General features: G+C 61.0%; 28 protein-coding genes. 10 read left to right on the plus strand and 18 right to left on the minus strand.

The genetic code is table 11. The features are described 5' to 3' along the window. Positions 1-65 precede the first annotated feature (65 nt). Complete coding sequence (locus tag ACRAWE_RS17795) at positions 66-863, plus strand: M48 family metallopeptidase (protein ID WP_157783364.1); 798 nt, start codon at positions 66-68, stop codon at positions 861-863. A gap of 15 nt (positions 864-878) precedes the next feature. Here the strand turns inward: ACRAWE_RS17795 and maa are convergent, their stop codons facing one another. From maa to ACRAWE_RS17820, 5 genes are all read right to left on the minus strand, one after another. After that, complete coding sequence (gene maa, locus ACRAWE_RS17800) at positions 879-1460, minus strand: maltose O-acetyltransferase (RefSeq protein ID WP_432525671.1); 582 nt, start codon at positions 1458-1460, stop codon at positions 879-881. Between the two features lie 146 nt (positions 1461-1606). Beyond that, positions 1607-1960: an MmcQ/YjbR family DNA-binding protein gene (locus ACRAWE_RS17805; RefSeq protein ID WP_019453210.1), complete on the minus strand. Its 354-nt coding sequence runs from the start codon at positions 1958-1960 to the stop codon at positions 1607-1609. Positions 1961-1964: 4 nt separating this feature from the next. Beyond that, positions 1965-2381: a secondary thiamine-phosphate synthase enzyme YjbQ gene (locus ACRAWE_RS17810; protein WP_063918672.1), complete on the minus strand. Its 417-nt coding sequence runs from the start codon at positions 2379-2381 to the stop codon at positions 1965-1967. A gap of 126 nt (positions 2382-2507) precedes the next feature. After that, positions 2508-3701: an amino acid aminotransferase gene (locus ACRAWE_RS17815; protein ID WP_041922290.1), complete on the minus strand. Its 1194-nt coding sequence runs from the start codon at positions 3699-3701 to the stop codon at positions 2508-2510. 80 nt (positions 3702-3781) lie between these two features. Next, complete coding sequence (locus tag ACRAWE_RS17820) at positions 3782-4255, minus strand: Lrp/AsnC family transcriptional regulator (RefSeq protein ID WP_049201491.1); 474 nt, start codon at positions 4253-4255, stop codon at positions 3782-3784. A 215-nt stretch (positions 4256-4470) separates the two neighbouring features. On the opposite strand from ACRAWE_RS17820, the gene ACRAWE_RS17825 reads away from it, so the two are divergent. Continuing rightward, positions 4471-5238, plus strand: a complete 768-nt coding sequence (locus tag ACRAWE_RS17825; RefSeq protein WP_019453213.1) for a transporter substrate-binding domain-containing protein — start codon at positions 4471-4473, stop codon at positions 5236-5238. A 44-nt stretch (positions 5239-5282) separates the two neighbouring features. Here the strand turns inward: ACRAWE_RS17825 and alr are convergent, their stop codons facing one another. Beyond that, on the minus strand, positions 5283-6362 hold the full coding sequence (alr, locus tag ACRAWE_RS17830) for an alanine racemase (protein ID WP_211130557.1): 1080 nt from the start codon (positions 6360-6362) through the stop codon (positions 5283-5285). 17 nt (positions 6363-6379) lie between these two features. Next, the gene (dnaB, locus tag ACRAWE_RS17835; protein WP_025160134.1) at positions 6380-7804 is read right to left on the minus strand and encodes a replicative DNA helicase; all 1425 of its coding nucleotides are present in this window, start codon (positions 7802-7804) and stop codon (positions 6380-6382) included. 167 nt (positions 7805-7971) lie between these two features. Between dnaB and ACRAWE_RS17840 the strand changes: the two genes are divergently transcribed. Beyond that, positions 7972-8955: a quinone oxidoreductase gene (locus ACRAWE_RS17840; RefSeq protein WP_019453215.1), complete on the plus strand. Its 984-nt coding sequence runs from the start codon at positions 7972-7974 to the stop codon at positions 8953-8955. Between the two features lie 299 nt (positions 8956-9254). Here ACRAWE_RS17840 and pspG read toward each other — a convergent pair whose 3' ends face one another. Continuing rightward, complete coding sequence (gene pspG, locus ACRAWE_RS17845) at positions 9255-9473, minus strand: envelope stress response protein PspG (protein WP_019453216.1); 219 nt, start codon at positions 9471-9473, stop codon at positions 9255-9257. A 157-nt stretch (positions 9474-9630) separates the two neighbouring features. Next, positions 9631-10641, minus strand: coding sequence for a tRNA dihydrouridine(20/20a) synthase DusA (dusA, locus tag ACRAWE_RS17850; protein WP_019453217.1), 1011 nt, complete (start codon positions 10639-10641; stop codon positions 9631-9633). Positions 10642-10846: 205 nt separating this feature from the next. Here dusA and ACRAWE_RS17855 point away from each other — a divergent pair, with 205 nt between their 5' ends. Together ACRAWE_RS17855 and ACRAWE_RS17860 are read left to right on the plus strand one after the other, a co-directional pair. Continuing rightward, on the plus strand, positions 10847-11380 hold the full coding sequence (locus ACRAWE_RS17855) for a tetratricopeptide repeat protein (RefSeq protein WP_197667942.1): 534 nt from the start codon (positions 10847-10849) through the stop codon (positions 11378-11380). Between the two features lie 18 nt (positions 11381-11398). Further along, positions 11399-11932, plus strand: a complete 534-nt coding sequence (locus ACRAWE_RS17860) for an RNA polymerase sigma factor (RefSeq protein WP_084799185.1) — start codon at positions 11399-11401, stop codon at positions 11930-11932. A 21-nt stretch (positions 11933-11953) separates the two neighbouring features. Here ACRAWE_RS17860 and ACRAWE_RS17865 read toward each other — a convergent pair whose 3' ends face one another. Further along, complete coding sequence (locus ACRAWE_RS17865; RefSeq protein ID WP_432525673.1) at positions 11954-12526, minus strand: sugar O-acetyltransferase; 573 nt, start codon at positions 12524-12526, stop codon at positions 11954-11956. A gap of 242 nt (positions 12527-12768) precedes the next feature. Between ACRAWE_RS17865 and zur the strand changes: the two genes are divergently transcribed. Beyond that, positions 12769-13281, plus strand: coding sequence for a zinc uptake transcriptional repressor Zur (gene zur, locus ACRAWE_RS17870; RefSeq protein WP_015379223.1), 513 nt, complete (start codon positions 12769-12771; stop codon positions 13279-13281). A 105-nt stretch (positions 13282-13386) separates the two neighbouring features. Here the strand turns inward: zur and ACRAWE_RS17875 are convergent, their stop codons facing one another. The 4 genes from ACRAWE_RS17875 to ACRAWE_RS17890 form a co-directional block, all read right to left on the minus strand. After that, positions 13387-13596: a CsbD family protein gene (locus ACRAWE_RS17875; protein WP_004936743.1), complete on the minus strand. Its 210-nt coding sequence runs from the start codon at positions 13594-13596 to the stop codon at positions 13387-13389. A 314-nt stretch (positions 13597-13910) separates the two neighbouring features. Beyond that, a complete protein-coding gene (dinF, locus tag ACRAWE_RS17880) occupies positions 13911-15248 on the minus strand; it encodes an MATE family efflux transporter DinF (RefSeq protein WP_019453221.1) in 1338 nt (445 codons plus the stop codon). Positions 15249-15349: 101 nt separating this feature from the next. Next, a complete protein-coding gene (gene lexA, locus ACRAWE_RS17885) occupies positions 15350-15958 on the minus strand; it encodes a transcriptional repressor LexA (RefSeq protein ID WP_025160136.1) in 609 nt (202 codons plus the stop codon). A gap of 102 nt (positions 15959-16060) precedes the next feature. After that, on the minus strand, positions 16061-16429 hold the full coding sequence (locus ACRAWE_RS17890) for a diacylglycerol kinase (RefSeq protein WP_019453222.1): 369 nt from the start codon (positions 16427-16429) through the stop codon (positions 16061-16063). A gap of 148 nt (positions 16430-16577) precedes the next feature. Here ACRAWE_RS17890 and plsB point away from each other — a divergent pair, with 148 nt between their 5' ends. Next, positions 16578-19043 carry a glycerol-3-phosphate 1-O-acyltransferase PlsB gene (plsB, locus tag ACRAWE_RS17895; protein WP_025160137.1) on the plus strand — a complete coding sequence of 822 codons (2466 nt, stop codon included), beginning with the start codon at positions 16578-16580 and terminating at the stop codon, positions 19041-19043. A 66-nt stretch (positions 19044-19109) separates the two neighbouring features. Here the strand turns inward: plsB and ubiA are convergent, their stop codons facing one another. Together ubiA and ubiC are read right to left on the minus strand one after the other, a co-directional pair. Then, positions 19110-20003 carry a 4-hydroxybenzoate octaprenyltransferase gene (gene ubiA / locus ACRAWE_RS17900; protein ID WP_063918668.1) on the minus strand — a complete coding sequence of 298 codons (894 nt, stop codon included), beginning with the start codon at positions 20001-20003 and terminating at the stop codon, positions 19110-19112. Beyond that, on the minus strand, positions 20000-20515 hold the full coding sequence (gene ubiC / locus ACRAWE_RS17905; RefSeq protein WP_063918667.1) for a chorismate lyase: 516 nt from the start codon (positions 20513-20515) through the stop codon (positions 20000-20002). The genes ubiA and ubiC overlap by 4 nt, the downstream gene beginning before the upstream one ends. Positions 20516-20907: 392 nt before the next feature. On the opposite strand from ubiC, the gene ACRAWE_RS17910 reads away from it, so the two are divergent. Genes ACRAWE_RS17910 through ACRAWE_RS17920 form a run of 3 tightly spaced genes read left to right on the plus strand, consistent with a single transcriptional unit; the run spans position 20908 to position 24321 of the window. Continuing rightward, positions 20908-22290 (plus strand): MFS transporter, encoded by a 1383-nt coding sequence (locus ACRAWE_RS17910; protein WP_432525675.1) that lies wholly within the window; start codon positions 20908-20910, stop codon positions 22288-22290. Between the two features lie 24 nt (positions 22291-22314). Beyond that, on the plus strand, positions 22315-23316 hold the full coding sequence (locus tag ACRAWE_RS17915) for a LacI family DNA-binding transcriptional regulator (protein ID WP_063918666.1): 1002 nt from the start codon (positions 22315-22317) through the stop codon (positions 23314-23316). Positions 23317-23337: 21 nt separating this feature from the next. Further along, entirely contained in the window at positions 23338-24321 is a 984-nt protein-coding gene (locus ACRAWE_RS17920; protein ID WP_063918665.1) for a nucleoside hydrolase, read from the plus strand. Between the two features lie 55 nt (positions 24322-24376). On the opposite strand, the gene malM is transcribed toward ACRAWE_RS17920, so the two are convergent. Then, the gene (gene malM, locus ACRAWE_RS17925) at positions 24377-25276 is read right to left on the minus strand and encodes a maltose operon protein MalM (protein ID WP_432525676.1); all 900 of its coding nucleotides are present in this window, start codon (positions 25274-25276) and stop codon (positions 24377-24379) included. A gap of 97 nt (positions 25277-25373) precedes the next feature. Next, entirely contained in the window at positions 25374-26663 is a 1290-nt protein-coding gene (locus ACRAWE_RS17930) for a maltoporin (RefSeq protein ID WP_304621493.1), read from the minus strand. Position 26664: the final 1 nt, after the last annotated feature.

A 26664-nucleotide genomic window follows, 5' to 3' on the forward strand; every position in this document is an offset into this window, starting at 1 on the left:
TGTGTCAACATCATGCGACAGAGAGCCGCAATTTCACCGCATTTCGGCATCGATGGGAAATGCCCATGATCTGGCTGTCGGCGATAATTACGTTGCTCGGTTTTTTATTTGGTATCGCCGCCGTCGTGGTAAATACGGATGGCACTGCACTTGGATTGGGAGACGACGCCAAGGAAACATTGGATACCCTCAGCCTGCTTGCGTTATTACCGCTGATCCCGATCGCTTTCTATATTTATCGTTTCTATCTCGCCGCACAGGCGAAATCCAACGCCTTGCGCATCGGGCCGGCGCAATTTCCGGAATTATTTGCGCTGTATCAGGATATCGGCCGGCGGCTGGAACTCAAGACGCTGCCCAAGCTTTATCTGACCAACGGCAACGGCGTGGTCAACGCCTTCGCGCTGGAGTGCAATCGCCGCCAGCGCTACGTGGTGATCCATTCTGAAATCGCCATGCTGATGCCTACCGCGCCGGAGATCGTGGAGTTCGTGCTGGCGCATGAGCTGGCCCACCACAAACTGCGCCATGTGTCGCTGTGGCGTCTGGCGATCGGCGTCGTGCCGCAGTCGCTGCTGCTGCCCGGCCTGGCGACGACTCGCGCACAGGAGTATTCCGCCGATCGCGTGGCGCTCGCGGTGTGCCCGAACTACGCCAACACGGTGCGGTTGCTGGCCGTCGGCCCCTGGATGCAACATGGCGTGAACCCGCAGGCCTGGCTGGAACAGTGTGAAGACGAGAATAAAGAGCTGTTTGTCCGCATCAGCAATCTGCTGTCTGACCATGCGGTGATGGTTAAACGCTTCAAGGCGCTCAAAGACATTGAGATGCACGGCTTCGAGCGCCACGGCAGCATGTTTTAACCTACTCCGGCGCGCCTACAGCGTTTTCAGCACGCGCGCCGGATTACCGCCCACCACGCAGTTGGCCGGCACGTCTTTGGTGACCACGGCGCCGGACGCCACGACCGCATTATCGCCGATGGTTACGCCCGGATTGATCACCGCACGCCCGCCGATCCACACGTTGTCGCCAATCTTGACCGGCTTGCCGAACTCCGCCCCGCCGACGCGAGTCTCGGCATCCAGCGGATGAGTGGCGGTGTAGATATGCACGCCCGGCGCCAGCAGGCAGTTGTCGCCGATATGCACCTCGCATACGTCGAGGATCACGCAGTCGAAGTTGGCGTAGAAATTCTTGCCGAGATAGATGTTATAGCCGTAGTCGCAACGGAACGTCGGCTCGATGGTGCCGCCCTGATAGCGGCCCAGCAGCTCATCCAGCCACTGCTTGCGCAGCTCATCCAGCCACTGCTTGCGCAGCTCGCCCTCTTCCGGCGACGAATGGTTGTAGCGATGCGTCAGTTGGCGTGCGCGCCGGCGTTCGCTGCGCAGCAGTTCATCGCCGGCGTCGTACAGCTCTCCGGCGATCATCTTGCGCTTTTCTTCGCTGATGGCCATATCGGCCTCCTTAATCCGCGTTGCTTGAAGGCTCAAGCGTAGTCGCTTTAGCCAGGCGATAAAAAGGGAACGTTCCCAAATCAGGACCGCGATCACGCTTTAAGACGAAAGAACGGGAAAAAACGGGCGGCGCCGCCGCCCGGCAATCAGGCGCGCAGTTCCTGGCGCACGTGTTCGGGCAGGCCTTCCACCACCAGCTGATAAGAGCTGTCGATCAGCGTGTAAAACTGTGAGTTCGGCAGGTTGCCGTCGAGGAACACCGTATTCCAGTGCGCCTTGTTCAGACCGTCGCAGGCGACGATCTCCGGATGGTGTTCGCGCAGGCTTTCCGCCAGCTCCGGGCTGGACTTGACCGCCAGCGCCGGCCGCCCTTCCACCTCGCACACCATGGCGAACATCACGTCGCCCACCTTGATCTGGCTGGCCTGCCACTGGTTTTGGTCGCTTTGTTCCGCGCCCGGCTTCGCCATGCAGTACTCCAGCAATGCGCTGTTATTCATTGGGTTACTCCCCCTGTAATGTGGCCACAATACGGCGTGCTCCGCCGTGGATGCGGTGCTCCCCCAGCCAGATGCCCTGCCATGTGCCCAGCATCAGCCGCCCGTGCCTGACGGGCAGCGTCAAGGAAGCGCCCAGCAGCGAGGATTTGATGTGCGCCGGCATGTCGTCCGGCCCTTCGTAGTCATGCTGATAGGGTGCGTTTTCCGGCACCTGACGCAGGAAATGCTGCTCCATATCGGCTCGCACCGTGGGATCGCAGTTCTCGTTGAGCGTCAGCGAGGCCGAGGTATGCTGCAGCAACAGATGCAGCAGGCCGGTTTGCAGGCGGTGTAAGTGGGTTAACTGGTTGGCGATCTCGTCGGTAACCAGATGAAAGCCACGCGCTTTTGCGCTGAGGATTAGCGTTTGCTGATGCCACATGAGTGAGCGCCCCTCAATCAGTATATTCTCTCTCCGGTTTGCGGCAACTTCGGCGGCGCGCCGGCAATAAAAAAGGAGCGATATCGCTATCGCTCCTCGATCAACGTCCGTTCAGACTAACAGGCGTTACTGCACCGCGGCAAACGCCTCGGCCACCTGACGCACGTTGTTGTGGTTCAAACCGGCCACGCACATGCGCCCGCTGTGGATCAGGTAGACGCCAAACTCTTCACGCAGACGATCGACCTGCGCCGCGCTGAAGCCGGTGTAACTGAACATGCCGCGCTGCGCCAGCAGGTAATCGAAGTTGCGCTGCGGCAGCGCGCTCTTCAGGGTGTCCACCAGCGCATGACGCATCTCGAGAATGCGGGTGCGCATGCTCTCCACTTCGTCCAGCCATTGGGTTTTCAGCTGGGCGTCGTTCAACACTTTGGCCACCAGCTGCGCGCCGAAGTTCGGCGGGCTCGAGTAGTTGCGGCGCACGGTGGCCTTCAGCTGGCCCAGCACGCGCCCGGCCGCTTCTTCGCTTTCGCACACCACCGACAGGCCGCCGACGCGCTCGCCGTACAGCGAGAAGATCTTCGAGAACGAGTTGCTCACCAGGCACGGTAAACCGGCCGCCGCGATGGCGCGAATAGCGTAAGCATCCTGCTCCATGCCGCCGCCGAAGCCCTGATAGGCGATGTCGAGGAACGGAATGATTTCACGTTCGGCGATCACCTTGACCACTTCATCCCACTGGGCGGGGGTCAGGTCGGAACCGGTCGGGTTGTGGCAGCATGGGTGCAGCAGCGCGATGCTGTGCTTCGGCAGCTGTTTCAGCGCGGCGAGCATGGCGTCGAACTTCACGCCCAGGCTTTCGCTGTCGAAATACGGATAGGTATTCACTTTGAAACCGGCGCCGCTGAAGATGGCGACGTGGTTTTCCCAGGTAGGATCGCTGACCCACACCTGCGAATCCGGGAAGTAGCTTTTCAGGAAATCGGCACCCACTTTCAGTGCGCCGGAACCGCCGACGGTCTGAATGGTGGCGATGCGCCCCTGCTGCAGCATCGGGTGCTGCGCGCCGAACAGCAGTTGCTGAATGGCGGAACGGTAAGACTGCAGCCCTTCCATCGGCAGATATACCGAGGCGCCATGCTCGACGCTGTTCAACTGCGCTTGCGCCGCGGCGACCGCCCGCATCTGCGGGATGATGCCCTGCGCATCGTAGTACAGGCCGATGCTCAGGTTTACCTTGTGCGCGCGCGGGTCTTGTTTGAATTTTTCCATCAGCGACAGAATGGGATCGCCGGCATAGGCGTCAACGTTCTGGAACACGGGGTTTTTCTCCTGGTTTATTTATTGTGGTTTGGGCACAGCGTTACGTTCCTAATATAGACGGAAAACCGCATTCGGTTTTAGCTTTCTCGCGCCACCGGCAATAAACCGTTTTCCTTGATGCGATTGAGCACCACCGCCGTTTTGATATGCGCCACGCTTTTGTGCGGCGACAGCGTCTGACTGATGAATTCGCTCAGCGCCGGCAGGTCCGCCACCGCCACTTTGAGCAGGTAATCGGCGTCGCCGGTGGTCTTGTAAGCGTCAAGGATCGCGTCCACTTCCTCCAGCATCTGATGAAAGCTGTCGATCTGCTCCTGCGCGTGCGTGATCAGACTGACTTCGATCAGCCCCACCAATCCCAGACCGACCGCCTCCGGCGCCAGCCGCGCGTGGTAACCGCGGATCAGCTGCGCCTGCTCCAGGCTGATGCGCCGCCGCGAACATTGGGAGGCGGAGAGCCCCACCAGCTCGCTCAGCTCCTGATTGGTCAGACGGCCGTTGGCCTGTAACAGCGTCAGGATTTTCATATCAAAATCGTCAATGTTGTACATAGCCACCTGTAAACTGTGTTAATAAATGTTGACGTTACAGCCTACCAGTTTTTTTACCGTTGCCGACGTCACACCCTGGCGCTTAAATCGCGTACAGCAGCAACGCCCGGCGTTTTCGCCGGTAAGCGGCATAAAAAACGGCTAACCCATGCAGGCAAACGACAATTAACGGCGAAGTAACGCATAAAACCACGAATGTATAAAAAGGACGCCAGATGAAAAAGCTACTCCCCCTCGCGCTGCTGCTCGCCGCCGGCAGCGCCGGCGCGCAATCCCACCTGGACAAAGTGCTGCAGCAAAAGACCCTGGAGGTCTGCACCACCGGCGACTACAAGCCCTATACCTTCCTCAAGGAAGACGGCGGCTATGAAGGTATCGACATCGACATGGCGGAGTCGCTGGCCAAGAGCCTGGGCGCCAAAGTGAAGTGGGTGAAAACCAGCTGGAAAACCCTGACGCCGGACTTCGTCTCCGGCAAGTGCGATATCGCCATGGGCGGCATCTCCGTCACGCTGGAGCGGCAAAAACAGGTGTTCTTCGCCGACAAACTGGATACCGACGGCAAAATCCCGCTGGTGCGCTGCACCGACGTGAAGAAATACCGCACTCTCGAACAGATCAACAAACCGTCGGTGCGCCTGCTGGAGCCGGCGGGCGGCACCAACGAAGCCTTCGTGCACGCCTATCTGCCAAAAGCCAAGCTGACGCTGACGCACGACAACATGAGCATTTTCCAGCAGCTGGTGGATCGCAAGGCGGACGTGATGATCACCGACGCCTCCGAGGCGCTGTATCAGCAGAAGCGTTATCCGAAGCTGTGCGCGGTGAATCCGACCAAGCCGATGCAGTACGGCGAGAAGGCTTACATGCTGCCGCGCGACGATTTGAGCTGGAAACTGTATGTGGATCAGTGGCTGCACCTGGCCAAGGCGACCGGAGAGTATCAGAAGATTATCGACAAATGGTTGGCGGTAAAGAAGTAACGCGTTGAGGAACGGGGCCGACGCACGTCGGCCCCTGCGGCGCATCAGTCGCCGATGTATTCCATCGCCACGCGCTGCGTGAGCTTGGTGATCAGTTCATAAGCGCTGATGCCGGTACAGACGGCGATACGCTCGACCGGCAACGCCGGCCCCCACAGCACCGCTTCATCTCCCACCTTATCGGCGGCGTCCGGCCCGAGATCGACCGAAATCATGTCCATCGACACCCGGCCGACGATCGGCACTTCGCGGCCGTTGATCAGGATTGGCGTACCGGTCGGCGCGCTGCGCGGATAGCCGTCGCCGTACCCCATCGCCACCACCCCCAGCCGGGTATCGCGCGGACTTACCCAGGTGCCGCCGTAGCCGACCGCTTCACCGGCCTTGTGTTCGCGCACCGCGATCAGGCTGGATTTCAGGGTCATCGCCGGCTGCAGCCCATGCTCGGCGCCGCTGCCGTTATCCAGCGGCGATACGCCGTACAGAATGATGCCAGGGCGTACCCACTCGTTGTGGGCGTCCGGCCACAGCAACGTGCCGCCGGAAGCGGCGACCGAGCGCTGGCCCGGTTTGCCGCTCGCGAACTGCTCAAAGCAGGCGATCTGTTTCAACGTGGTGTCGGATTCCGGCTCGTCGGCGCGACTGAAGTGACTCATGATATTGACTGGCTGCGCCACGTTGCGGCAGGCGCACAGGCGCTGATAAAACGCCTCCGCCTGCTCGGGGCGCACCCCCAGCCGATGCATGCCGGTATCGAGCTTCATCCACACCGGCACCGGACGCGCCAGCTCGGCCTGCTCCAGCGCTTCGAGCTGTTCGATGCTGTGCACCGCGGTTTCGATGTTGTTCGCCACCAGCACCGGCAGGTCTTCGGCGCTGAAGAAGCCTTCCAGCAGCAGGATCGGTTTGACGATGCCGCCGGAGCGCAGCATCAGCGCTTCGCCGATGCGCGCCACGCCGTAGCAGTCGGCGTCTTGCAGGGTGTGTGCTGTTTCCAGCAGGCCATGTCCATAAGCGTTTGCTTTCACAACGGCAATCAGGCGGCTTTGCGGCGCCTGGCGGCGCACCTGTTGCAGATTATGTCGCAGAGCGCGGCGGTCGATTACAGCGGTTGCCGCTTTCATTTCAGTTCCTTAGCTGATTATTCGTCATCGTATTGTGGCCCCGCGTAGTTGTCGAAACGCGACCACTGGCCGTTAAAGGTAAGGCGCACGGTACCGATCGGGCCGTTACGCTGCTTACCGATAATAATTTCCGCGATCCCTTTCAGATCGCTGTTCTCGTGATACACCTCATCACGATAGATGAACATAATCAGGTCGGCGTCCTGCTCGATAGAGCCAGATTCACGCAGGTCGGAGTTGACCGGGCGTTTGTCGGCGCGCTGCTCCAGGCTACGGTTCAGCTGCGACAGCGCCACCACCGGCACCTGCAGCTCTTTCGCCAGCGCCTTCAGCGAGCGCGAAATCTCGGCGATTTCCAGCGTACGGTTATCGGACAAGGCCGGCACGCGCATCAGCTGCAGGTAGTCGATCATGATCAGGCTAAGCCCGTCGTGCTCGCGGAAAATGCGCCGCGCGCGCGAGCGCACTTCGGTCGGCGTCAGGCCTGAGGAGTCGTCGATGTACATGTTGCGCTTCTCCAGCAGGATGCCCATGGTGCTGGAAATGCGCGCCCAGTCCTCGTCGTCGAGCTGGCCGGTACGGATGCGCGTCTGATCCACGCGTGACAGCGACGCCAGCATACGCATCATGATCTGCTCGCCGGGCATCTCCAGGCTGAAGATCAGCACCGGTTTTTCCTGGGTCATCGCGGCGTTTTCGCACAGGTTCATGGCGAAGGTGGTTTTCCCCATCGATGGACGGGCGGCGACGATGATCAGATCGGACTTTTGCATGCCCGCGGTTTTCTTGTTGAGGTCCTGATAGCCGGTATCGACCCCGGTCACGCCGTCGTGCGGCTGCTGATACAGCTGCTCGATACGCGACACGGTATCTTCCAGGATGCGTTCGATGCCCTTCGGGCCCTCGTCTTTGCTGGCGCGGTTCTCGGCGATTTGGAAGACGCGGGACTCCGCCAGATCGAGCAGATCTTCACTGCTGCGCCCTTGCGGATCGTAGCCGGCGTCGGCGATCTCGTTAGCGACCGAGATCATCTCGCGCACCACCGCGCGCTCGCGCACGATGTCGGCGTAAGCGCCGATGTTGGCGGCGCTCGGGGTGTTCTTCGACAGCTCGGCCAGGTAGGCGAAGCCGCCGACCGAGTCCAGCTCGCCCTTCTGCTCGAGCGATTCGGACAGGGTGATGAGGTCGATAGGCTTGCTCATCTCCAGCAGACGCTGCATCTCGGTAAAGATCAGGCGGTGCGGACGGCTGAAGAAATCGTTGGCGACCACGCGCTCCGCCACGTTGTCCCAGCGCTCGTTATCCAGCATCAAACCGCCCAACACCGACTGCTCGGCCTCCAGCGAGTGCGGCGGCATCTTCAGCCCTTCCATCTGACGATCTCTGGAACGCTCTCTGGTTTCGTCCGCGTTTGTTTTGTTGGTTGGTTTTTTTCCTGCCATGAAACGTAGTCTTTATCCGGTTGCGAATGAAGGATCCTGACGCGAGAGTATACGTGATTTTTGCGTCATAACCGATGCAAAAAAGGTATTGGCCCCCGCACGGGCGAACTGGATCTCCGCGACTAAAAAGAATAGGGTGAAATCAGACACTCCAACGAGGTAACGACATGGCCAAGCGCATTCAATTCTCCGCCACCGGCGGGCCGGAAGTCTTGCAATACGTTGATTTTACACCGCTCGATCCGGCCGCCGGCGAAGTGCAGATCGAGAACAAGGCGATCGGCATCAACTACATCGACACCTATGTGCGCAGCGGGCTATACGCGCCGGCCAGTCTGCCGAGCGGCCTCGGCACCGAGGCGGCCGGCGTGGTGGTCAAGGTCGGCGCCGGGGTCAGCGCGATCAAACCGGGCGACCGGGTGGTGTATGCGCAGTCGTCGCTCGGCGCTTACAGCGAAATCCACAACGTGCCGGAAGAAAAAGTGGCGCTGCTGCCGCACAACCTGAGCTTTGAACAGGGTGCCGCCTCTTTCTTGAAAGGGTTGACGGTGCACTATCTGCTGCGCCAGACCCACGAAGTGCAGCCGGGTGAAGTGTTCCTGTTCCATGCCGCCGCAGGCGGGGTTGGGCTTATCGCCTGCCAATGGGCCAAAGCGCTGGGCGCGCGCCTGATCGGCAGCGTCGGGTCCGACGAAAAAGCCGCGCTGGCCAAGCAGGCCGGTGCCTGGGCCACCATCAACTACCACAAAGAGGATATCGCCCAGCGGGTAGCCGAGCTGACGCACGGCGAGAAGGTTGGCGTGGTGTACGATTCGGTGGGGCAAAGCACCTGGCAGGCCTCGCTCAACAGCCTGAAGCGGCGCGGTCTGATGGTCAGCTTCGGCAACGCCTCCGGCCCGGTGACCGGGGTCGATCTGGCGCTGCTCAATCAGAAAGGTTCGCTGTATGTCACCCGCCCTTCCCTTAACGGCTACGTGACCAACCGCGCCGAGCTGCAGTACGCCAGCAACGAGCTGTTCTCGCTGATCGGCAGCGGCGCTATTCGGGTGGAAGTGAAAGACGAGCAGAAATTCGCGCTGGCCGACGCCCAACGCGCGCACCAGGTGCTGGAAAGCCGCAGCACCAGCGGTTCCAGCCTATTGATCCCCTGATAACGGCCAAAGAAAAGGGCTCCTTGCGGAGCCCTTTCTGTTACTGCGTTTTGTAGGGGTAGAGCAGAGTCCGCCAGAGACAGGGGTTGCTTCAGCAACACGAATTTTAGTTGTCTCTCACGGTGATGAAATTGGTCGCATCACTGCATCGATAAATATCCTAACAGCCCCGTCCGGCAAAAAACACGCTTTATGTGCCACATCGCGCGGGAAAACTGCCAAGCTGTGATCGCTGCCGCATTAGCGGTGCGGGCGATTGCGCAAGTTTCAGCGTGACTGACTGATTATTCAGCAAAAAATCAGTAGCGTCTGATCTGAGGTTTCTGCATCGAGCGGTAAATCCACACCCCGACCACCGCCAAAATCAGCCACGGCAGCAGCTTAAACACCACCGCGAACAATCCGCCCAACAACATGAACGCCGCCGCCACCAACAGCGCGGCGAAGATCCCCAGCAGCGAGATGCCGGTCACCATCAGCATCACCACAAAGCCAATGAGAAAGAAGATTTCCAACATGATTGCTCCTTTGCAATACAACGTATCTGCAGAGTGAATTACAAGAAGCGTGCCAGAACGGCGAAAGCGCTAACGCATTGAAATGATTAGACAGGCATCCAGTGATACGCTGAATGCCTGGCGAAAAAGACTAACTATTGGTGAAGTTTTTTGTTAATTACGCCATTTCGACCCGCGGTTGGCGCACCAGCGCCAGCGCCTGCTCCACCACCCGCGCATCGGCGCCCGGTTTATGGGCGTTCTCGCTCAGATGGCGGCGCCACTGACGCGCACCCGGCACGCCCTGGAACAAACCGAGGATGTGGCGAGTGATGTGGCCGAGGTAGGTGCCGTTGGACAGCTCGCGCTCGATATACGGATACAGCGCTTCGACGATCGCCACGCTGTCCGGCACCGCGGTTTGCGCGCCAAACAGTTCGCTGTCGACCCGCGCCAGAATCCCCGGATTCTGGTACGCCTCGCGCCCCATCATCACGCCGTCCAGATGCTGCAGGTGCTGCTGCGCCTCTTCCAGCGTTTTCACCCCGCCGTTGATAGCGATGGTCAGCGCCGGGAAATCCCGCTTCAGCTGATAGACGCGCGGGTAGTCCAGCGGCGGCACTTCGCGGTTTTCTTTTGGGCTGAGGCCGGAGAGCCAGGCTTTGCGGGCGTGAATGGTGAACATGTCGCACTCGCCGCGCCCGGCGACGGTCTGAATAAAGTCGCACAGGAAGGCATAGCTGTCCTGATCGTCGATGCCGATGCGGGTCTTCACCGTCACCGGGATCGACACCACGTCGCGCATCGCCTTGATGCAGTCGGCGACCAGCGTCGCCTGGCCCATTAAACAGGCGCCGAACATGCCGTTTTGCACGCGATCGGACGGACAGCCGACGTTGAGGTTAATTTCATCGTAACCGCGCTGCTCCGCCAGTTTGGCGCAGTGCGCCAGCGCGGCCGGATCGCTGCCGCCCAGCTGCAGCGCCACCGGATGTTCTTCTTCGCTGTAGGCCAGATAGTCGCCCTTGCCGTGGATGATCGCGCCGGTGGTCACCATCTCGGTGTACAGCAGCGTTTCCTTGGTCAGCAGGCGGTGGAAGTAACGGCAATGACGATCGGTCCAGTCGAGCATTGGCGCGATGGAGAAACGATTGGCGGCGTAGGTTGGGGCGTGGTTGTCTTTCGTCATGCTGAGTTACTGGCTACCTGATGTCTGTCTGAATTCAACGAACGGCGCGCGGCCGCAAACGGCTATTATAACGACAATCGGCGCCGTTGGGAAAACCGCCTTGTCGCCGACAAAAATTAAGTGGGGGATAAAGCGAATAAACCCACTCGCTCAGGTGTTATCTCATTACGGGCGCGCACGGCGCCTCTGCCTTGAGGACACAACCATGAACAGCTTCATTAAACGCCTGCTGGCATCGGCCATTGCCGGCTGCCTGCTGTTTTCCGGCGGGGCGCTGGCGATGGGCGGCGACGGTAGCGGCCAAACCCCGCCAACCTGTCCGAAAGGCCAGGTCTACGACAGTAAAACCCAGACCTGCACGGTGGATAAAAGCAGCAAAGTCGACGACGCCGACCGCACTAACTATGCCTATGCACTGGCGAAAAGCGGCCGCTATCAGGAAGCGATCGATATGCTCAACACGCTGAAAAATCCCAACACCGCCGTAGCGCTGAATTATCGCGGCTACGCCACGCGCAAACTTGGCCGCACCGATGAGGGTATCGGCTATTATTTAAAATCAGTGGCCCTCGATCCGAAATACCCCAAAGTGCGCGAGTACCTGGGTGAAGCCTATATGCTGAAAGGGCGGCCCGACCTGGCGCGCCAACAGCTGCAGGTGATCCAGTCGCTGTGCGGCACCGGGTGCGAGGAGTACCGAGATTTGGCGGCAGCCATCGACCGCCATCCGGAATCTTGATCCGACGCGCCTGCGGAGGTGACTATCAGCGGCGATGCGATACGCGATGAACTCGGCCACTATCTCTCCCGCCTGTGGCGCTATGCGCTGGTGCTTTCGCACCGGCGGGATGTCGCCGACGACCTGGTGCAGGCGACCTGCGTGCGTGCGCTGGAGCGCGCCGCGCAATTCACCCCCGGTTCACATCTGGATCGCTGGCTGTTTGCCATCTTGCACTCTATTTGGCTCAATGAAGTTCGCGCCCAGCTCCTTCGCCAGGGGCAAGGCTGCATGGTGGCGGAAGAGCTGGGCGATGCGGACACCGGTGAACAACCGGTCTTGCTCAATGAAGTGATGCGGCGCGTAAACCGGTTGCCGGCGGCCCAGCGCAACGCGCTGTTTCTGGTGTATGTTGAAGGGCTGTCCTACCGGGAAGCGGCGAAAGTGCTGACGGTGCCGATCGGCACCGTCATGAGCCGCCTGGCGGCCGCACGCCAGGCATTGGCCGATGACCGACAACGGCAACACCGTAAGGAAAGCCATTCGCCCCCCTTACCCCACTCCCGCCGATAAACCGTCGGCCAGCGACCGTACTTATTCCAACGCGCGGATAACCCGGCACGGCTGCCCCAGCGCCAGCACGTTGGCCGGGATGTCGCCGGTCACTACGCTGCCCGCACCGATGGTGGTGCCGTCACCGATGGTCACCCCCGGCAGGATCACCACGTTGCCGCCTATCCATACGTTGTTGCCGATGGACACCGGCTGCGCCGAGGTGCGGAAAGGAAAATCCGGATCGCCGGTGAAGCGTTCATCGGCCTTCAGCGGATGACTCGGCGTGTAGATTTGCACGTTAGGGCCGATCAGCGTGTTATCGCCGATGGTGATGGTATTGCAGTCGAGGAACACCCCATTGACGTTGATAAAACAGTTCTTACCGATGCGGACATGTTGCCCATAGTCGCACCAGAATGGCGTTTCAATCCAGCTTGCCTCTCCCCAGGCGCCGAACAGCTCGCCGAGCAGGCGGTTTTTTTCGTCCGCCTGATGCGAATCCAGCGCACCCAGGCATTTAGTCAACGCCCTCGCCCGGTGGTACATGGCGATCAGTTCTTCATCGCGGCTGTTGTACACCTGGCCGCTTAACAATTTATCTCTTTCCGTCATCACGGGGCTCCAGCTTTTAACGCGGGTGAGGCGCGTTATACCGCTCTCACCGCCCGCTCTCCAGCGCTAAAATCGGCAATGTTGATTTGCCGCCCGCCTGCGGGAAAAAGTTGTGATGCACCTCTCGTTTAACGCGGCCAACGCGCCTTTCTCTGCACTATCCTCAGGGGAAAAGGGGCAACTCTCGGCGATTCGCCGTAATCATGGTAAAATCGGCTTTTTTACGTACCGGGATATTTGCGATGAACTCAACCACCCAGGAAAAGCTGTTGGCGCAGGCGGAACGCCTCTGCCAGCAACGCAATGTGCGATTGACGCCGCAACGGCTGGAAGTGCTGCGTCTGATGACTCAGCAACCCGGTGCAATCAGCGCTTACGACCTGCTAGATCTGCTGCGCGTCGCCGAACCGCAGGCCAAGCCGCCGACGGTTTACCGCGCGCTGGATTTTCTGCTGGAGCAAGGTTTTATCCATAGGGTAGAGTCCGCCAACAGCTACGTGCTGTGCCATCACTTCGAACAGCCGATGCATACGTCCGCGCTGTTTATCTGCGATCGCTGCGGCCAGGTGACCGAACGCACTACCGAGGGCGTAGAAGAAACGCTGCAGAAGCTGGCGCAGGAGGCCGGATTTGCGCTGCGGCACAGCGTGGTGGAGGCGCACGGTCTGTGTGCCGGCTGCGTGGAGGTTGAGGCTTGCGACAGCAAGCATGACTGCGCCGAACACGATCACAGCATCGCCATCAAGAAGAAGTAAGCAATACGAAGTCAGGTACTTCCTTGTACCTGCGGCCGGGACGCCAGAGGATGGGGCGACGCCGGCCTGCGCTGTGCGTGCCGCCTTCAATGGCGGCCCTGCAAATTACCAGCGGTGTTTGGTGTGATCTTCCCAGGCTTTCACCTCTTTCTCGGCCGCCTCTTTTTGATAACCGTAGCGTTCCTGAATTTTACCGACCAGCTGTTCGCGTTTCCCTTCGATGACCGTCAGATCGTCATCGGTCAGCTTGCCCCATTTTTCCTTCACTTTGCCTTTAAGCTGCTTCCAGTTACCGTCGGCTTGATCTTTATTCATAGTCTCTCCGTTAACCTGTGGTGAATCAGCGATCCCTGTAACCGGCCGGGGTTAACCAGAAATATTTCTGGCTGATTACGCCCTCACCTTAAGGGTAATCACGCCCATTCATTCGCCAGCCACAAGACTAATTCTAGTCAAACAAAGAAATTAAAATAAAAAAACCAGTATAAAAAACCATTAATAAATAAAATAAAAACAAAAAACGCCAACAAACAACAAGCTAACGTGAACAGGCCCGGACCGAAAACATGTAAGTAAACATGAATGAAAGCATAAAAAAATCTAATTTATTACCCAACAAAGTTTCTGGACTAGCGTGCAGTAAACCAACTGCCACGCAGCTGGTGACGGTGCCAGATCCAGCCCAACGCCAAGCCGCGCAGCGCCAAAAACACCGCCAACGCCAGCCAGAGCCCATGGTTACCGAGCAGCGGCACGCTGAACAGCGCAATACCATATCCCGCCGCGGCCACCGCCATGCTGTTGCGCATCTCGGCGCCGCGCGTGGCGCCGATAAACATGCCGTCCAGCAAATAGCACCACACGCCGACCAGCGGCAGGATGACCTGCCAAGGTAAATAGTGGGCGGCTAACGCACGCAGCTCCGGCAAAGAGGTCAACGCCGCCACGATCTGCTGGCCGATGACGGCATAGGTCAGGCCAAAGGCCAACGCGACCAGCCCCGCCTGCCGACAGGCCGCGTGCCACACCTTGCGCAGCTGGCTGTCGTCCCGAGCGCCGTAGGCGTGGCCCGAATGGGCCTCCACCGCATAAGCGAAGCCGTCGAGCGCATAGGCGGTGAACGTCAGCAGATTCATCAATACCGCGTTGACCGCCACGACATCGCTCCCCAAGCGAGCGCCGAAGATGGTCAGCGACGCAAAACACAGTTGCAGCAACAATGAGCGCAACATGATGTCGCGGTTGAGCGCCAGCAGGCGGCGCAGATCGCCCCGCCAAGCCTCACACAGCATCGGCAAGGTGATGCCGCGCAGGCGCATCACCCGCCACGCCAGCCACAGGCCGAGCAGCAACGTGGCGTATTCGGCGATGGCGGTCGCCGCCGCCGCTCCCCGCACGTTCCAGCCCAGGCCCATCACCAGCCAGATATCCAGCACAATGTTCAGCAGGTTGCCGACGATCAGCAGGATCACCGGCGCACGCACATACTGCACGCCGAGCAACCAGCCCAGCAGCACCAGATTGGCCAGCGCCGCCGGAGCGCTCAGCCAGCGGATCTCAAGAAAACGCCGCGCCTGTTCCAGCACGTCGGCATTGCCGCCGACGATCTGCAGCGCCAGTTCGATCAGCGGGTAGCGCAGCAGGACGATCGCCACCCCGGCCAACAGCGCCAGCAGCAGCGGTTGCATAAACGCGCGCGCCAGCGCCTGGGGGTTCTGCGCCCCCAGCGCCTGTGCCGCCAGGCCGGTCGTGCTCATGCGCAGGAACAGCAGCAGCATGAACAGGAAGCTGGTCGCCACCGCACCGATCGCCACGCCCCCCAGATAAATGGGGCTGTCGAGGTGGCCGATCACCGCAGTGTCCACCAGTCCGAGCAGCGGCACGGTGATATTGGAGAAAATCATCGGCAATGCCAGGCGCCACAGGGCTTTATCGGTGTCGCTGGTGAAGGCGGAAATCAAACGCATGATGAGATGTTCCCGTAACAGTGGCGAAGGGCAAAGTCAGAAACAAAAACGCCCCAGAACAGGGGCGATTGATACAGGGAGCGGTACGGATGGCGCGGCGTTTAAATCCAGTCGCCGTTGCGGATCACGCCAACCGCCAGCCCTTCGATAGTGAAATTCTGCTGACGCAGATCGACCACGATCGGTTGGAATTCGTTGTTCTCCGGCAGCAGCTCAACCACGTTGCCGTGTTTTTTCAAGCGTTTGACCGTCACTTCGTCTTCGATGCGCGCCACCACAACCTGGCCGTTGCGCACGTCTTGCGTTTTGTGCACCGCCAGCAGATCGCCATCCAGGATGCCGATGTCGCGCATCGACATGCCGTTCACCCGCAGCAAGAAATCGGCGCTCGGTTTAAATAGGGAAGGATCCACCTGGTAGTGCCCTTCGATGTGCTGCTGCGCCAGCAGCGGCTCGCCGGCGGCGACGCGGCCGATCAGCGGCAGGCCTTCCTCTTCTTCCATCAGCAGGCGGATGCCGCGCGACGCGCCGGAGACGATTTCAATCACCCCTTTGCGCGCCAGCGCCTTCAGATGTTCTTCGGCGGCGTTAGGCGAGCGGAACCCCAGACGCATCGCGATCTCGGCACGCGTTGGCGGCATGCCCGTTTGCGAAATATGATCGCGAATCAGATCGTAGACCTCTTGCTGTCTGGTAGTTAGTGCTTTCATTCCGCCCCCTGTTTGTTTATACAGTCTTGCTGTGAGTATATACAGGTAAGCGCGGATTGGGAACCGAAGAATAAATAAAAATCAGTCAGTAGGCGCCTTTCGTCAGCCGAAATGCTGCCATAAGACCGTGCCCCAAACGAACAGCGCCAGCACGATCGCCAGCGACACCGCCGCCGATCCCATGTCCTTGGCCCGGCCGGACAGCTCGTGATGTTCGCTGCCGATGCGATCCACCACCGCCTCGATCGCGCTGTTCAGGATCTCGACGATCATCACCAGCGCGACCGATCCGATCAATAAAATGCGCGCTATCGCACCCACATCCAGCCACACAGCCAGTATGATAGCCAGCACGGTCGCCACCAGCTCCTGGCGGAACGCCGCCTCGTGTTGCCAGGCGGCGGAAAGCCCTTTATAGGAATAGCCGGCGGCCTTGATGATGCGGGTCAATCCGGTTGCTTGGTTTGCCATGTTTTCGTGCCTTTCTCAGAGGTCGGTCATAATAAAAAGAGTCTAGAACAGTCCGCGCTGACGGCTCCCGGTTTTCGAACACCACAGATCTGCTACCCGGTTTCTGGTATGCTTGCGGCGCATTGCTAACAAGAGGCTTCACGTTGTTATGTCAGGTTGGCGTAAAATTTATTATAAACTATTGAATTTACCACTTAAATTGTTGGTAAGAAGTAAGGTCATCCCATCAGATCCGGTTACCGAGCTAGGGTTGGATCCCTCACGGCCGATTTTGTATGTTTTGCCTTACAATTCCAAGGCGGATTTGCTGACGCTGCGCACCCAGTGCCTGGCGCAGGATCTGCCCGATCCGCTCGACTCGCTGGAGATCGACGGCACCGTGCTGCCGAGCTACGTGTTCATTCACGACGGCCCGCGCGTGTTCCGCTATTACACCCCGAAAGAAGAGTCGGTAAAACTGTTCCACGACTATCTGGATCTGCATCGCAGCAATCCGGATCTCGACATCCAGATGCTGCCAGTTTCGGTGATGTTCGGCCGCTCGCCGGGCCGCGAAGGCCACGGCACGCCGCACCTGCGTCTGTTGAATGGCGTGCAGAAATTCTTCGCCGTGCTGTGGCTCGGCCGCGATAGCTTCGTGCGTTTCTCCAACACCGTTTCGCTGCGCCGCATGGCCACCGAGCACGGCACGGATAAAACCATCGCGCAGAAACTGGCGCGCGTGGCGCGCATGCACTTCTCGCGTCAGCGCCTGGCCGCAGTAGGCCCAAGCCTGCCGGCCCGTCAGGATCTGTTCAACAAGCTGCTGGCGTCAAAGGCGATCGAAAAAGCGGTCGAGGACGAAGCGCGCAGCAAGAAGATCTCGCACGAGAAAGCCCAGCAGAACGCTATCGCGCTGATGGAAGAGATCGCCGCCGACTTCTCTTACGAAACCGTGCGTCTGTCCGATCGCGTGTTGAGCTGGACCTGGAACCGGCTGTATCAGGGTATCAACGTCACCAACGCCGAGCGCGTGCGCCAGCTGGCGCAGGACGGGCACGAGATCGTCTACGTGCCCTGCCACCGCAGCCACATGGACTACCTGCTGTTGTCGTACGTGCTGTATCACCAGGGCCTGGTGCCGCCGCACATCGCCGCGGGCATCAACCTCAACTTCTGGCCGGCCGGTCCGATCTTCCGCCGTCTGGGCGCGTTCTTCATCCGCCGCACCTTCAAGGGCAACAAGCTCTACTCGACGGTGTTCCGTGAATACCTCGGCGAGCTGTTCACCCGCGGCTACTCGGTGGAATACTTCGTGGAAGGCGGCCGTTCCCGCACCGGTCGTCTGCTGGAGCCGAAGACCGGCACCCTGTCGATGACCATCCAGGCGATGCTGCGCGGCGGCGCCCGTCCGATCACGCTGGTGCCGATCTACATCGGTTACGAGCACGTGATGGAAGTGGGCACCTACGCCAAAGAGCTGCGCGGCGCCACCAAGGAAAAAGAGAGCCTGCCGCAGATGGTGCGCGGCCTGCGCAAGCTGCGCAATCTGGGCCAGGGTTACGTCAACTTCGGCGAGCCATTGCCGCTGACGGCTTATCTCAACCAGCACGTGCCGCAGTGGCGCGAGTCGATCGATCCGATCGAAGCCCAGCGCCCAAGCTGGCTGACGCCGACGGTCAACGATCTGGCCGGCCAGATCATGGTGCGCATCAACAACGCCGCCGCGGCCAACGCCATGAACCTGTGTTCCACCGCGCTGCTGGCCTCGCGCCAGCGTTCGCTGACCCGCGAACAGCTGATTGAACAGCTCGAGTGCTACCTGCAGCTGATGCGCAACGCGCCTTACGCGCGTGACGTCACCGTGCCGACGCAAACGCCGGACGAGCTGCTGGATCACGCGCTGAACATGAACAAGTTCGAGGTGGAGAAGGACAGCATCGGCGACATCATCATTCTGCCGCGCGAGCAGGCGGTGCTGATGACCTATTACCGCAACAACATCCACCACTTGTTGGTGTTGCCGTCGTTGATCGCCAGCATCGTGATGCATCACCGCCGGGTATCGCGCGCCGAGCTGCTGCGCCAGATCGGCATGATCTACCCGATGCTGAAGGCCGAGCTGTTCCTGCACAACGACAAGGAACAGCTGCCGGAGGTGCTCCGGCCGATGATCGACGAGCTGATCCGCCAACAGCTGATCTGCGACAAAGGCGACGAGCTGGTGCTGAACCCGGCGCGCATTCGCCCGCTGCAGTTGCTGGCCGCCGGGGTGCGCGAAACCCTGCAGCGCTACGCCATCACCATGTCGATCCTCAGCGCCAACCCGAGCATCAACCGCGGCGCGCTGGAGAAAGAGAGCCGCATCATGGCGCAGCGCCTGTCGGTACTGCATGGCATCAATGCGCCGGAGTTCTTCGACAAGGCGGTGTTCTCCACCCTGGTGGCGACATTGCGTGAAGAGGGCTATATCAACGACAGCGGTGACGCGATCCGCGAGCACACCCTCGAGGTGTACAACATGCTGAGCGATCTGATCACGCCGGAAATCAAGCTGACCATCGAAAGCGTTAATATGCCGGCGGAGACCAACGACCTGCCGCAAGCCGACGCGGAAGAAGAGCAAGACGAGTGATTTCGCCCGGCGCGGAAAAACAAAAGGCACCCCATGGGGTGCCTTTTTTCTTGCTTTGGGGAACCGTTACCCCGGCAGATAACTCAACGCGATGCCGATAAACACCACCAGCCCGACATAGTTGTTCTGCAGGAAGGCTTTGAAGCAGGCGTCGCGCTCACGCCCGGCGATCTGCTTCTGCTGGTGAATAAACAACGCGCCCGCCAGCAGCAGCGACCAGTAAAACGCCCCGCCGAGCTGCGCCAGATACCCGACCCACGCCAGCAGCAACAGCGTCGCGAGCTGCAGCAGCCCGACGATCAGTTTGTCATAACGGCCGAACAGGATAGCGGTGGACTTGATGCCGATCTTGAGGTCGTCATCGCGATCGACCATCGCATACAGCGTGTCGTAGGCCACCGTCCAGCAGATGTTGGCCAGCAGCAACAGCCAGCAGCTGAGCGGCAGCGATTCGCTGACCGCCGCATAGCCCATCGGAATGCCCCAGCCGAACGCGGCACCCAGCACAAACTGCGGCAGGTTGGTCACCCGCTTCATGAACGGATACACCCAAGCCAACGCCAGCGCCGCCAGCGACAGCCAGATGGTCATCGCGTTCAGCGTCAGCACCAGGCAGAACGAGATCAGCACCAGCACCACGAACAGCACCTTGGCCTCTTTCGCGCTCACCCGGCCGCTCGGCATCGGCCGCCCGGCAGTGCGCTTCACGTAGCCGTCCACCGCGCGATCGGCGTAGTCATTCACCACGCAGCCAGCGGCGCGCATCAGGAACACGCCGAGCACGAACACCACCAGAATCGACAGCGGCGGCACGCCTTTCCCGGCCAGCCACAGCGCCCACAGCGTCGGCCACAGCAGCAACAGCGTGCCGATCGGTTTATCAATGCGCATCAAATGGCTGTAAGCCCGCCATTTACTTTGAGTCACGCTTCCCTCCAAGGTCTTGCTCTCCTCTCTCATGCGGGAACCGCTGAATACAGCGGTGAAGCCGGTAAAAACAGTTCGGTCAGCAACAGCGGCTTCCCCGCCAACCGCAGCCGCGAACGGCGCGCCCACAGCGCGTCCTGCCGGCCGATATGAATATAGTCGCGGGTCAGATCGCCGCTGCTGAACAGATAGCGCCCGAGCGGCAGCGTGCCCAGATCCACCAACGCCTGATCGGGGCCGGTCAGCGTATTTTCCGGGATCACCGTGCGCCCCAACAGCCAGGGCTGGCCGTCGCCCAGCAGCACCACTTCGCGCAGCCAGTAGCGCGGGCTGTCGGGTAAGTGGTTCGCCTCGTCGCCCAGCGCTTCGCGCGTGACGAAGCATTCGCGCTGCGGTTCGACACGCACCTGGGCGCAATGACGTTCAAATCGGCGGGTCATGGAGCCTAACTCCATCAGCCAGTCGCTGACGGCGGCGGGCGCCGGAGGATCCTGTTCGGACAGCCACTCCAGCGGCGGCAGGATGGAATCCCTGATGCCAGACATTGTTTTACTCCTCGCCTGGACCGCAGCCGGTACGGCGCGCCAGACGATACAAACTGTTAACAGGCCCCCATTGTAGCGCAGAAATGCGAAAGCGGCAGGCTGATTCGTGGCGAAAACGGCGCTCGCCTCGTCCGGAAAAACCGAAGTTCTGTCATCTTTTTGCCATCCGCATTCTCTATCTTCATTCCCCGGCGCGCTGGCGATTCTGTGATCGCACGCAAAGTTTCAGCTTCCTCGCGTTGTGTTATCTACGCGCGTAGATACTCTGATGCCGCAGCGTTGAATCGCCATGCGTCCGACATGATTTGCCGGCACACCTTTGTCGCCGACACCAGGGAAACCATCTTTAACCGCGCCCCTCAAGGCGCAGAACAAAAGAGGATAGCACTGCCATGAGCGAAACAACGCTTGCCACTCCACAGTCCGCCGACGCCGCGCTGGCGGCCGATGAACGCCTGGCAACCAAAGAGGGGCGCAGCCAATTTTGGCGCGCCACCTTCTCCTGCTGGCTCGGCACCGCCATGGAATACGTCGATTTTGCGCTGTACGGCCTAGCGGCCGGCATGGTGTTCGGCGACGTGTTCTTCCCCGAAGCCACGCCGCTGGTCGCGCTGTTGGCCAGCTTCGCCACCTACTCCGTCGGCTTCGTCGCACGGCCTATCGGCGCGCTGGTGTTCGGCTGGATCGGCGATCGCAAAGGCCGCCGCGTAGTGCTGATCACCACCGTGGCGCTGATGGGCCTCTCCACCACGCTGATCGGCCTGATCCCGTCCTATGCGCAAATCGGCGTCTGGGCCCCCGCCTGCCTGGTGATCCTGCGCTTCGCGCAGGGGTTCGGCGCCGGCGCGGAGCTGTCCGGCGGCGCGGTGATGCTGGCGGAGTACGCACCGGCCAAACGGCGCGGGCTGGTGGCGTCTATCATCGCCATCGGCTCCAACAGCGGTACCCTGCTGGCATCGCTGGTATGGCTGCTGGTGCTGCAGCTCGACAAAGAAGACCTGATGAGCTGGGGTTGGCGCATTCCGTTCCTCGCCAGCATTCTGATCGCCGGGGTAGCGCTGTATCTGCGCCGTCACGTACGGGAAACGCCGGTTTTCGAACGCGAGCTGCAGCAAAACCACCAGCGCATGCTGGACGCCGCCCATGCCGCACCAGATACGCGCAGCTACCTGCAACGCACCAAGGCGTTCTGGGTGATGCTCGGCCTGCGCATCGGCGAGAACGGCCCCTCTTACCTGTGTCAGGGCTTTATCGTCGGTTACGTCGCCAAGGTGCTGATGGTCGATAAATCGGTGCCGGCGCTGGCGGTGTTGATCGCCTCGCTGTGCGGTTTTCTGGTGATCCCGCTGGCCGGTTGGTTGTCTGACCGTTTCGGCCGCCGCATCACCTACCGCTGGTTCTGCCTGCTGCTGGTGCTGTACGCCTTCCCGGCGTTCTGGCTGCTCGACAGCCGTGATCCGGCGATCGTCATCTCGGTGATCGTGGTCGGCATGTGCATCGCGTCGCTGGGGATCTTCGGCGTGCAGGCGGCCTACGGCGTCGAACTGTTCGGCGTGAAGAACCGCTACTCCAAGATGGCGTTCGCCAAAGAGCTCGGCTCGATCCTCTCCGGCGGTACCGCGCCGCTGATCGCCACCGCGCTGCTGTCCGGTTTCGGTCACTGGTGGCCTGTCGCCTGCTATTTTGTTGTAATGGCGGCCATCGGCTTAATCACCACCTTCTTTGCTCCCGAAACCCGCGGCCGCGATCTCAACCTGCCGCAGGATGCCACGTAGCAAGAAGGCGAACAGGATCCCAATTTGGATAATCACTCCGCGCGACGCGTTACCCGCGCCGACGTGGCCCGCGTAGCGGGTACCTCCGTCGCCGTGGTCAGCTATGTGATCAACAACGGCCCGCGCCCGGTGGCGGAAGCCACCCGGCTGCGCGTGCTGGCGGCGATCGAGCAAACCGGCTACCGACCGAACGATATCGCGCGGGCGTTGGCCTCCGGCAGTACGCAAACCTACGGGTTGGTGGTGCCGGATATTTCCAACCCGTTCTTCGCCACGCTGGCGCGAGCGCTGCAGCAAGAGGCCTTCAGCCGCGGCCGCGTGTTGCTGCTGGGCGACGCCGGCGACGACCGGCAGCGCGAGTATGAGCTGATCAACAACCTGCTGCGCCGCCAGGTCGACGGCCTGCTGTACACCAGCGTCGATCGCCACCCGTGGTTCGATCTGATCCGCGCCTCCGGCACGCCCTGCGTGATGATTGACACCATCGACAGCCAGGCCGACGTCTGCGCCATTCGCGTCGACGAACGCGACGCCGCCTGCCAGGCAACCCGCCATCTGCTGCAGCACGGCCATCGTGATATCGGCATTTTTATCGGCCCGCTGACCATGCTCAACGCGCAGGATCGCCTGAACGGCTGGCGCGATGCACTGCTGGAGGCGGGCATCGCGCCGCGCGACGAGTGGATTTTCGAGGTGCCCTACACCCGCCAGGGCGGCTACCAGGCCACCCAGCGCCTGGTGCGAGGCCCGCGTCCACGCGCTATTTTCACCTCTAACGAACAGCAGGCGCTCGGCTGCCTGTCGGCACTGGCGGAGCATGGGCTGCGCGCGCCGGACGATCTGGCGCTGATCTGTTTTAACGGCACGCAGCAATCCGAATTCAGCGTGCCGCCGCTCAGCGCGGTCGAGCAGCCGATCGACGCCATGGCCAAGCGGGCCATCGCCATGCTGGCCGCCGGCGCCGTACCCGCCGAGCCGCACGAATTCGCTTTTCAACTGCGCATCCGCCGCTCGTGCGGCTGTTAGCGGTTTTTCAGGACACCTTATATGCGTTTGATCATTGATTGCGATCCCGGCAACGGCGTTCCCGGTGCCAACGTCGACGACGGCCTGGCGCTGGCCCTGGCGCTGGCGGCCAAACCGCAGCTGCAGCTGGAACTGATCAGCATCGTGGCCGGCAACACCCCACGTGAAGTGGGCTTTGCCGTCGCCACCGATCTGCTGGCGCAGAGCGGCTATCAAGTGCCCCTCGCCCTCGGCGCAGCGCGCGCCCTGAGCGAACCGCCGGAGCCGTGGCGCGCTCATCTGGACCGCCCGATCGCCGATCCGAAACTGGCGGCGCTGTGGCGCGGCCTGCCCACGCCTTCTTTCGCCAATGCGCCCGCACCGGACGCCGCCATCGCCATCGGTGAGTTGATCTGCCGGCATCCCGGCGAGGTCACGTTGGCGGCGATCGGTCCGTTGACCAACGTTGCGCACGCCATGCAACTTTACCCGCAGATGGCGCAGGCGGTGAAAGAGATCGTCATCATGGGCGGCGTGTTCAACGTTGAGGGGTACATCAAGGACACCAATTTCGGTTTGGATCCGGAAGCCGCGCGGCTGGTATTGAACAGCGGCGCCAATATCACGCTGGCGCCGCTGGACGTCACCACCCAGACCATGCTGACCCAGGCGGATCTGGCTACTCTGACGCAACCGGATACGCCGCTGTGCCGCTATTTACGCGCCACCACGCAGCCGTGGATCGACTATTCGCGCCATACGCGGCGCCTGCCGGGCTGCTGGATCCATGATGCGCTGGTGATCGCCTGGCTGCTGGAACCGCAGCTGGTCACGACCGAAATGTTCCATGTGGATGTGGCGCTGGAAGGGGCGTTGACGCGCGGCAGCTCACGCCGCTGGCGGCCGGAAAGCCTGCGCCTGACGGTCGGCATGCCGCCGCCTCCGGGCAAGCCGGTGCGCATCATGCAGCAGGTGGACAACGCCCGTCTGCTGGCGCTGATCGGCGCAACGCTGGCGCGCGGATGAAAAAAGGTGCGCCAAGGCGCACCAATCATCGAGCCAGCATCGGCAGCGCCGGGTGTTACCCCTTGCCTTTAACGCTGCTGATAAAGGTTTTACGCGCGGTGGTCGAGCCCAGCTTTTCGGCCTCATTCATCAGCTTCAGCGCCTTGTCGATATCGCCCGCCTTCACCGCCTTTTTGATGCCGTTATTGAAGTAGCTTTCGGTATCGTTGAGCATCGGCTCCGCCGGTTTCTCCGGCGTCGGTGCCGGCGCGGCGGCCGGGGCGTTTGAACCCACCACCACCGGCGCCACGGTCGGCGCAGGCTGCAGCATGCCAATCATCACGTTGCCGGTGCCCTGTTCGGCGGTCACTTTGAGCTTCAACGTGCCGGTCGTCGCATGGCCGGCGATCGGATCCGGGATATCCGGCACCGCGTTGCCCACGCCCTGCGCATAGGCCTTGGCCGGGTTGGTCAGCTGCGTGGTCTTCGCCAAATCCTGGCGGGTGGTGTACACCAGCAGGTAAATCTGTTTTTGACCGAGCGCCGGCGTCAGTTTCAGCGTGCCTTCGAGACGATCGGAGGACATCGCCCCCGGCGGCTGATACGGGAAGTAGCTGCTCGGGTAATACGCCGCCGGGCGCAGATGCTCGTCCAGCACCAGCACGCTCGGCGCGTACAGCGAATTGTTTTTGGCGAGGCTGCTCAGCGTCACTTCCAGCGAACCGCGATCGGCCGGCAGCGTATAGGCGGCGATCGCCCCCTGAATCTCGCCCTGATTGAGTTGCGGGCTGACGGCGTCGAGCTTCACCTCTTGCGACACCGGCGGCTGCAGCGGCTGCCACGGCAGGCTTTGCAGCGTGGCGGCGCTGATGGCCGGCGCGACGGAGACATTGGCCGGCGTATCGGCGTTGGCCGCCAAAGGCGCGCCGACGGTCAGCGCCAGCGACAGGCAGAGTGACAGCAGATTCTTTTTCATCGTTATAGCCTCTTTCAGCGCCGCGAAGGATCAGGCAAGAGATCCGGCTGCGGCGAATGCGGTTGGGGGAGAGCCTGCGGCCCTCCCCATCCTGTCGTTACCACCAAATTTCCATCTGGGCGCCGAAGGTGACTTCGTCATCCTTGCCGCGGCTGAAGGTATGCATGCTGGTGTCGTTGTAAGCGGTGCCGGCGTTATACCCGGTATCGTCACTGGTGGCGTAACCCCATTTCTCATCCCACTTGGCGTAGGTGGCGAACAGGCGGATGGCCGGACGCGACCAGATGCTGTTGCCCGCTTGCCACTGCTGCGCCAGGGTCACTTTGTACTGGCCGTTGCGATCGCCGGTGCGCTGGGATTTAACGTTGTCGTAGCCGGCTTCCAGCAGGGTGCTCATGATCGGCGTCCATTTGTACATCGGGCGCACACCCACGGTGTACCAGGTGGTACCGTTGTTGTTGTCGCGGTCGATATCCTGGAACATGGCGACGTACATCAGCGCCCATTGATCGTTGAAGTCGATGGCACCGTGATCCAGCACGCGGATCATCTTGCCATTGTTATCGATGGTGGCGCCTTCGTTGCGGCCGTTGTTCTGCGAGGTCATCGAGTCGGTGGCGTACTGCAGCACGAATTTGTTGTAGCCATTCAGAATGCTCTGCGTGTGTTCCGCAGTGAACATCCAGCCGTCTTTACTGGCGCCATCCGCCAGGCGGTAGTTATCCTGCGCATTGGCGCGGCCGTAGTCCACGCCGAGCTCCAGGGTGCCGCCCGGGTTCAGCTCCAGGCCAGCCAGGCGCACGTCGAAAGTATCGTTGACGGTCGGACGCTGTTTCCATTCGTTATCCAGGTAGCCGTAAGAGCCGCCGGACTCCGAGTTGCGGGTCACCGCGGCGGACAGCTTGCCGAAGCCCAGATCGATATTTTCCAGACCGGCACCCGGGCCGGAGATATCCCAGTAGTAGAAGTCGATCATGTGAACGTCATGACGCTGATAGAAGCGCTTACCGGCCCACAGCGTGGAGCCTGGCAGCCAATCGATCAGGTTTTTACCCTGCACGTTGACTTCGCGGAAGCCCGGGGTCACGTCTTCCCAGTCGGAACGCTGCGAGACCGAATAGGCCAGGTTGGTGTCGAAATAGAAGCTCTTGTCGCCTTCTTTCCACACTTCCTGCCCCAGTTTCAGTTCGGCGTAGGTTTCGCATTCGTTGCCGAGACGGTACTTGCTCGCGGCGCCGGTGGCCTTGAAGCACTGTTGCTCACCGCCGCTGCCGGTCCAGCCGATGCCGGAACGGGCGTAACCGTGGAAATCCACGGCCAGCGCCTGGGTGGAGAGAACACCGGCGGCGACAGCCAGTGCCAGAGGAAGTTTGCGCAGAGTAGTCATC

This window comes from Serratia sp. BFP-2025 (genome assembly GCF_050880365.1).
In the GTDB taxonomy this organism is placed as follows: Bacteria; Pseudomonadota; Gammaproteobacteria; order Enterobacterales; family Enterobacteriaceae; genus Serratia; species Serratia surfactantfaciens.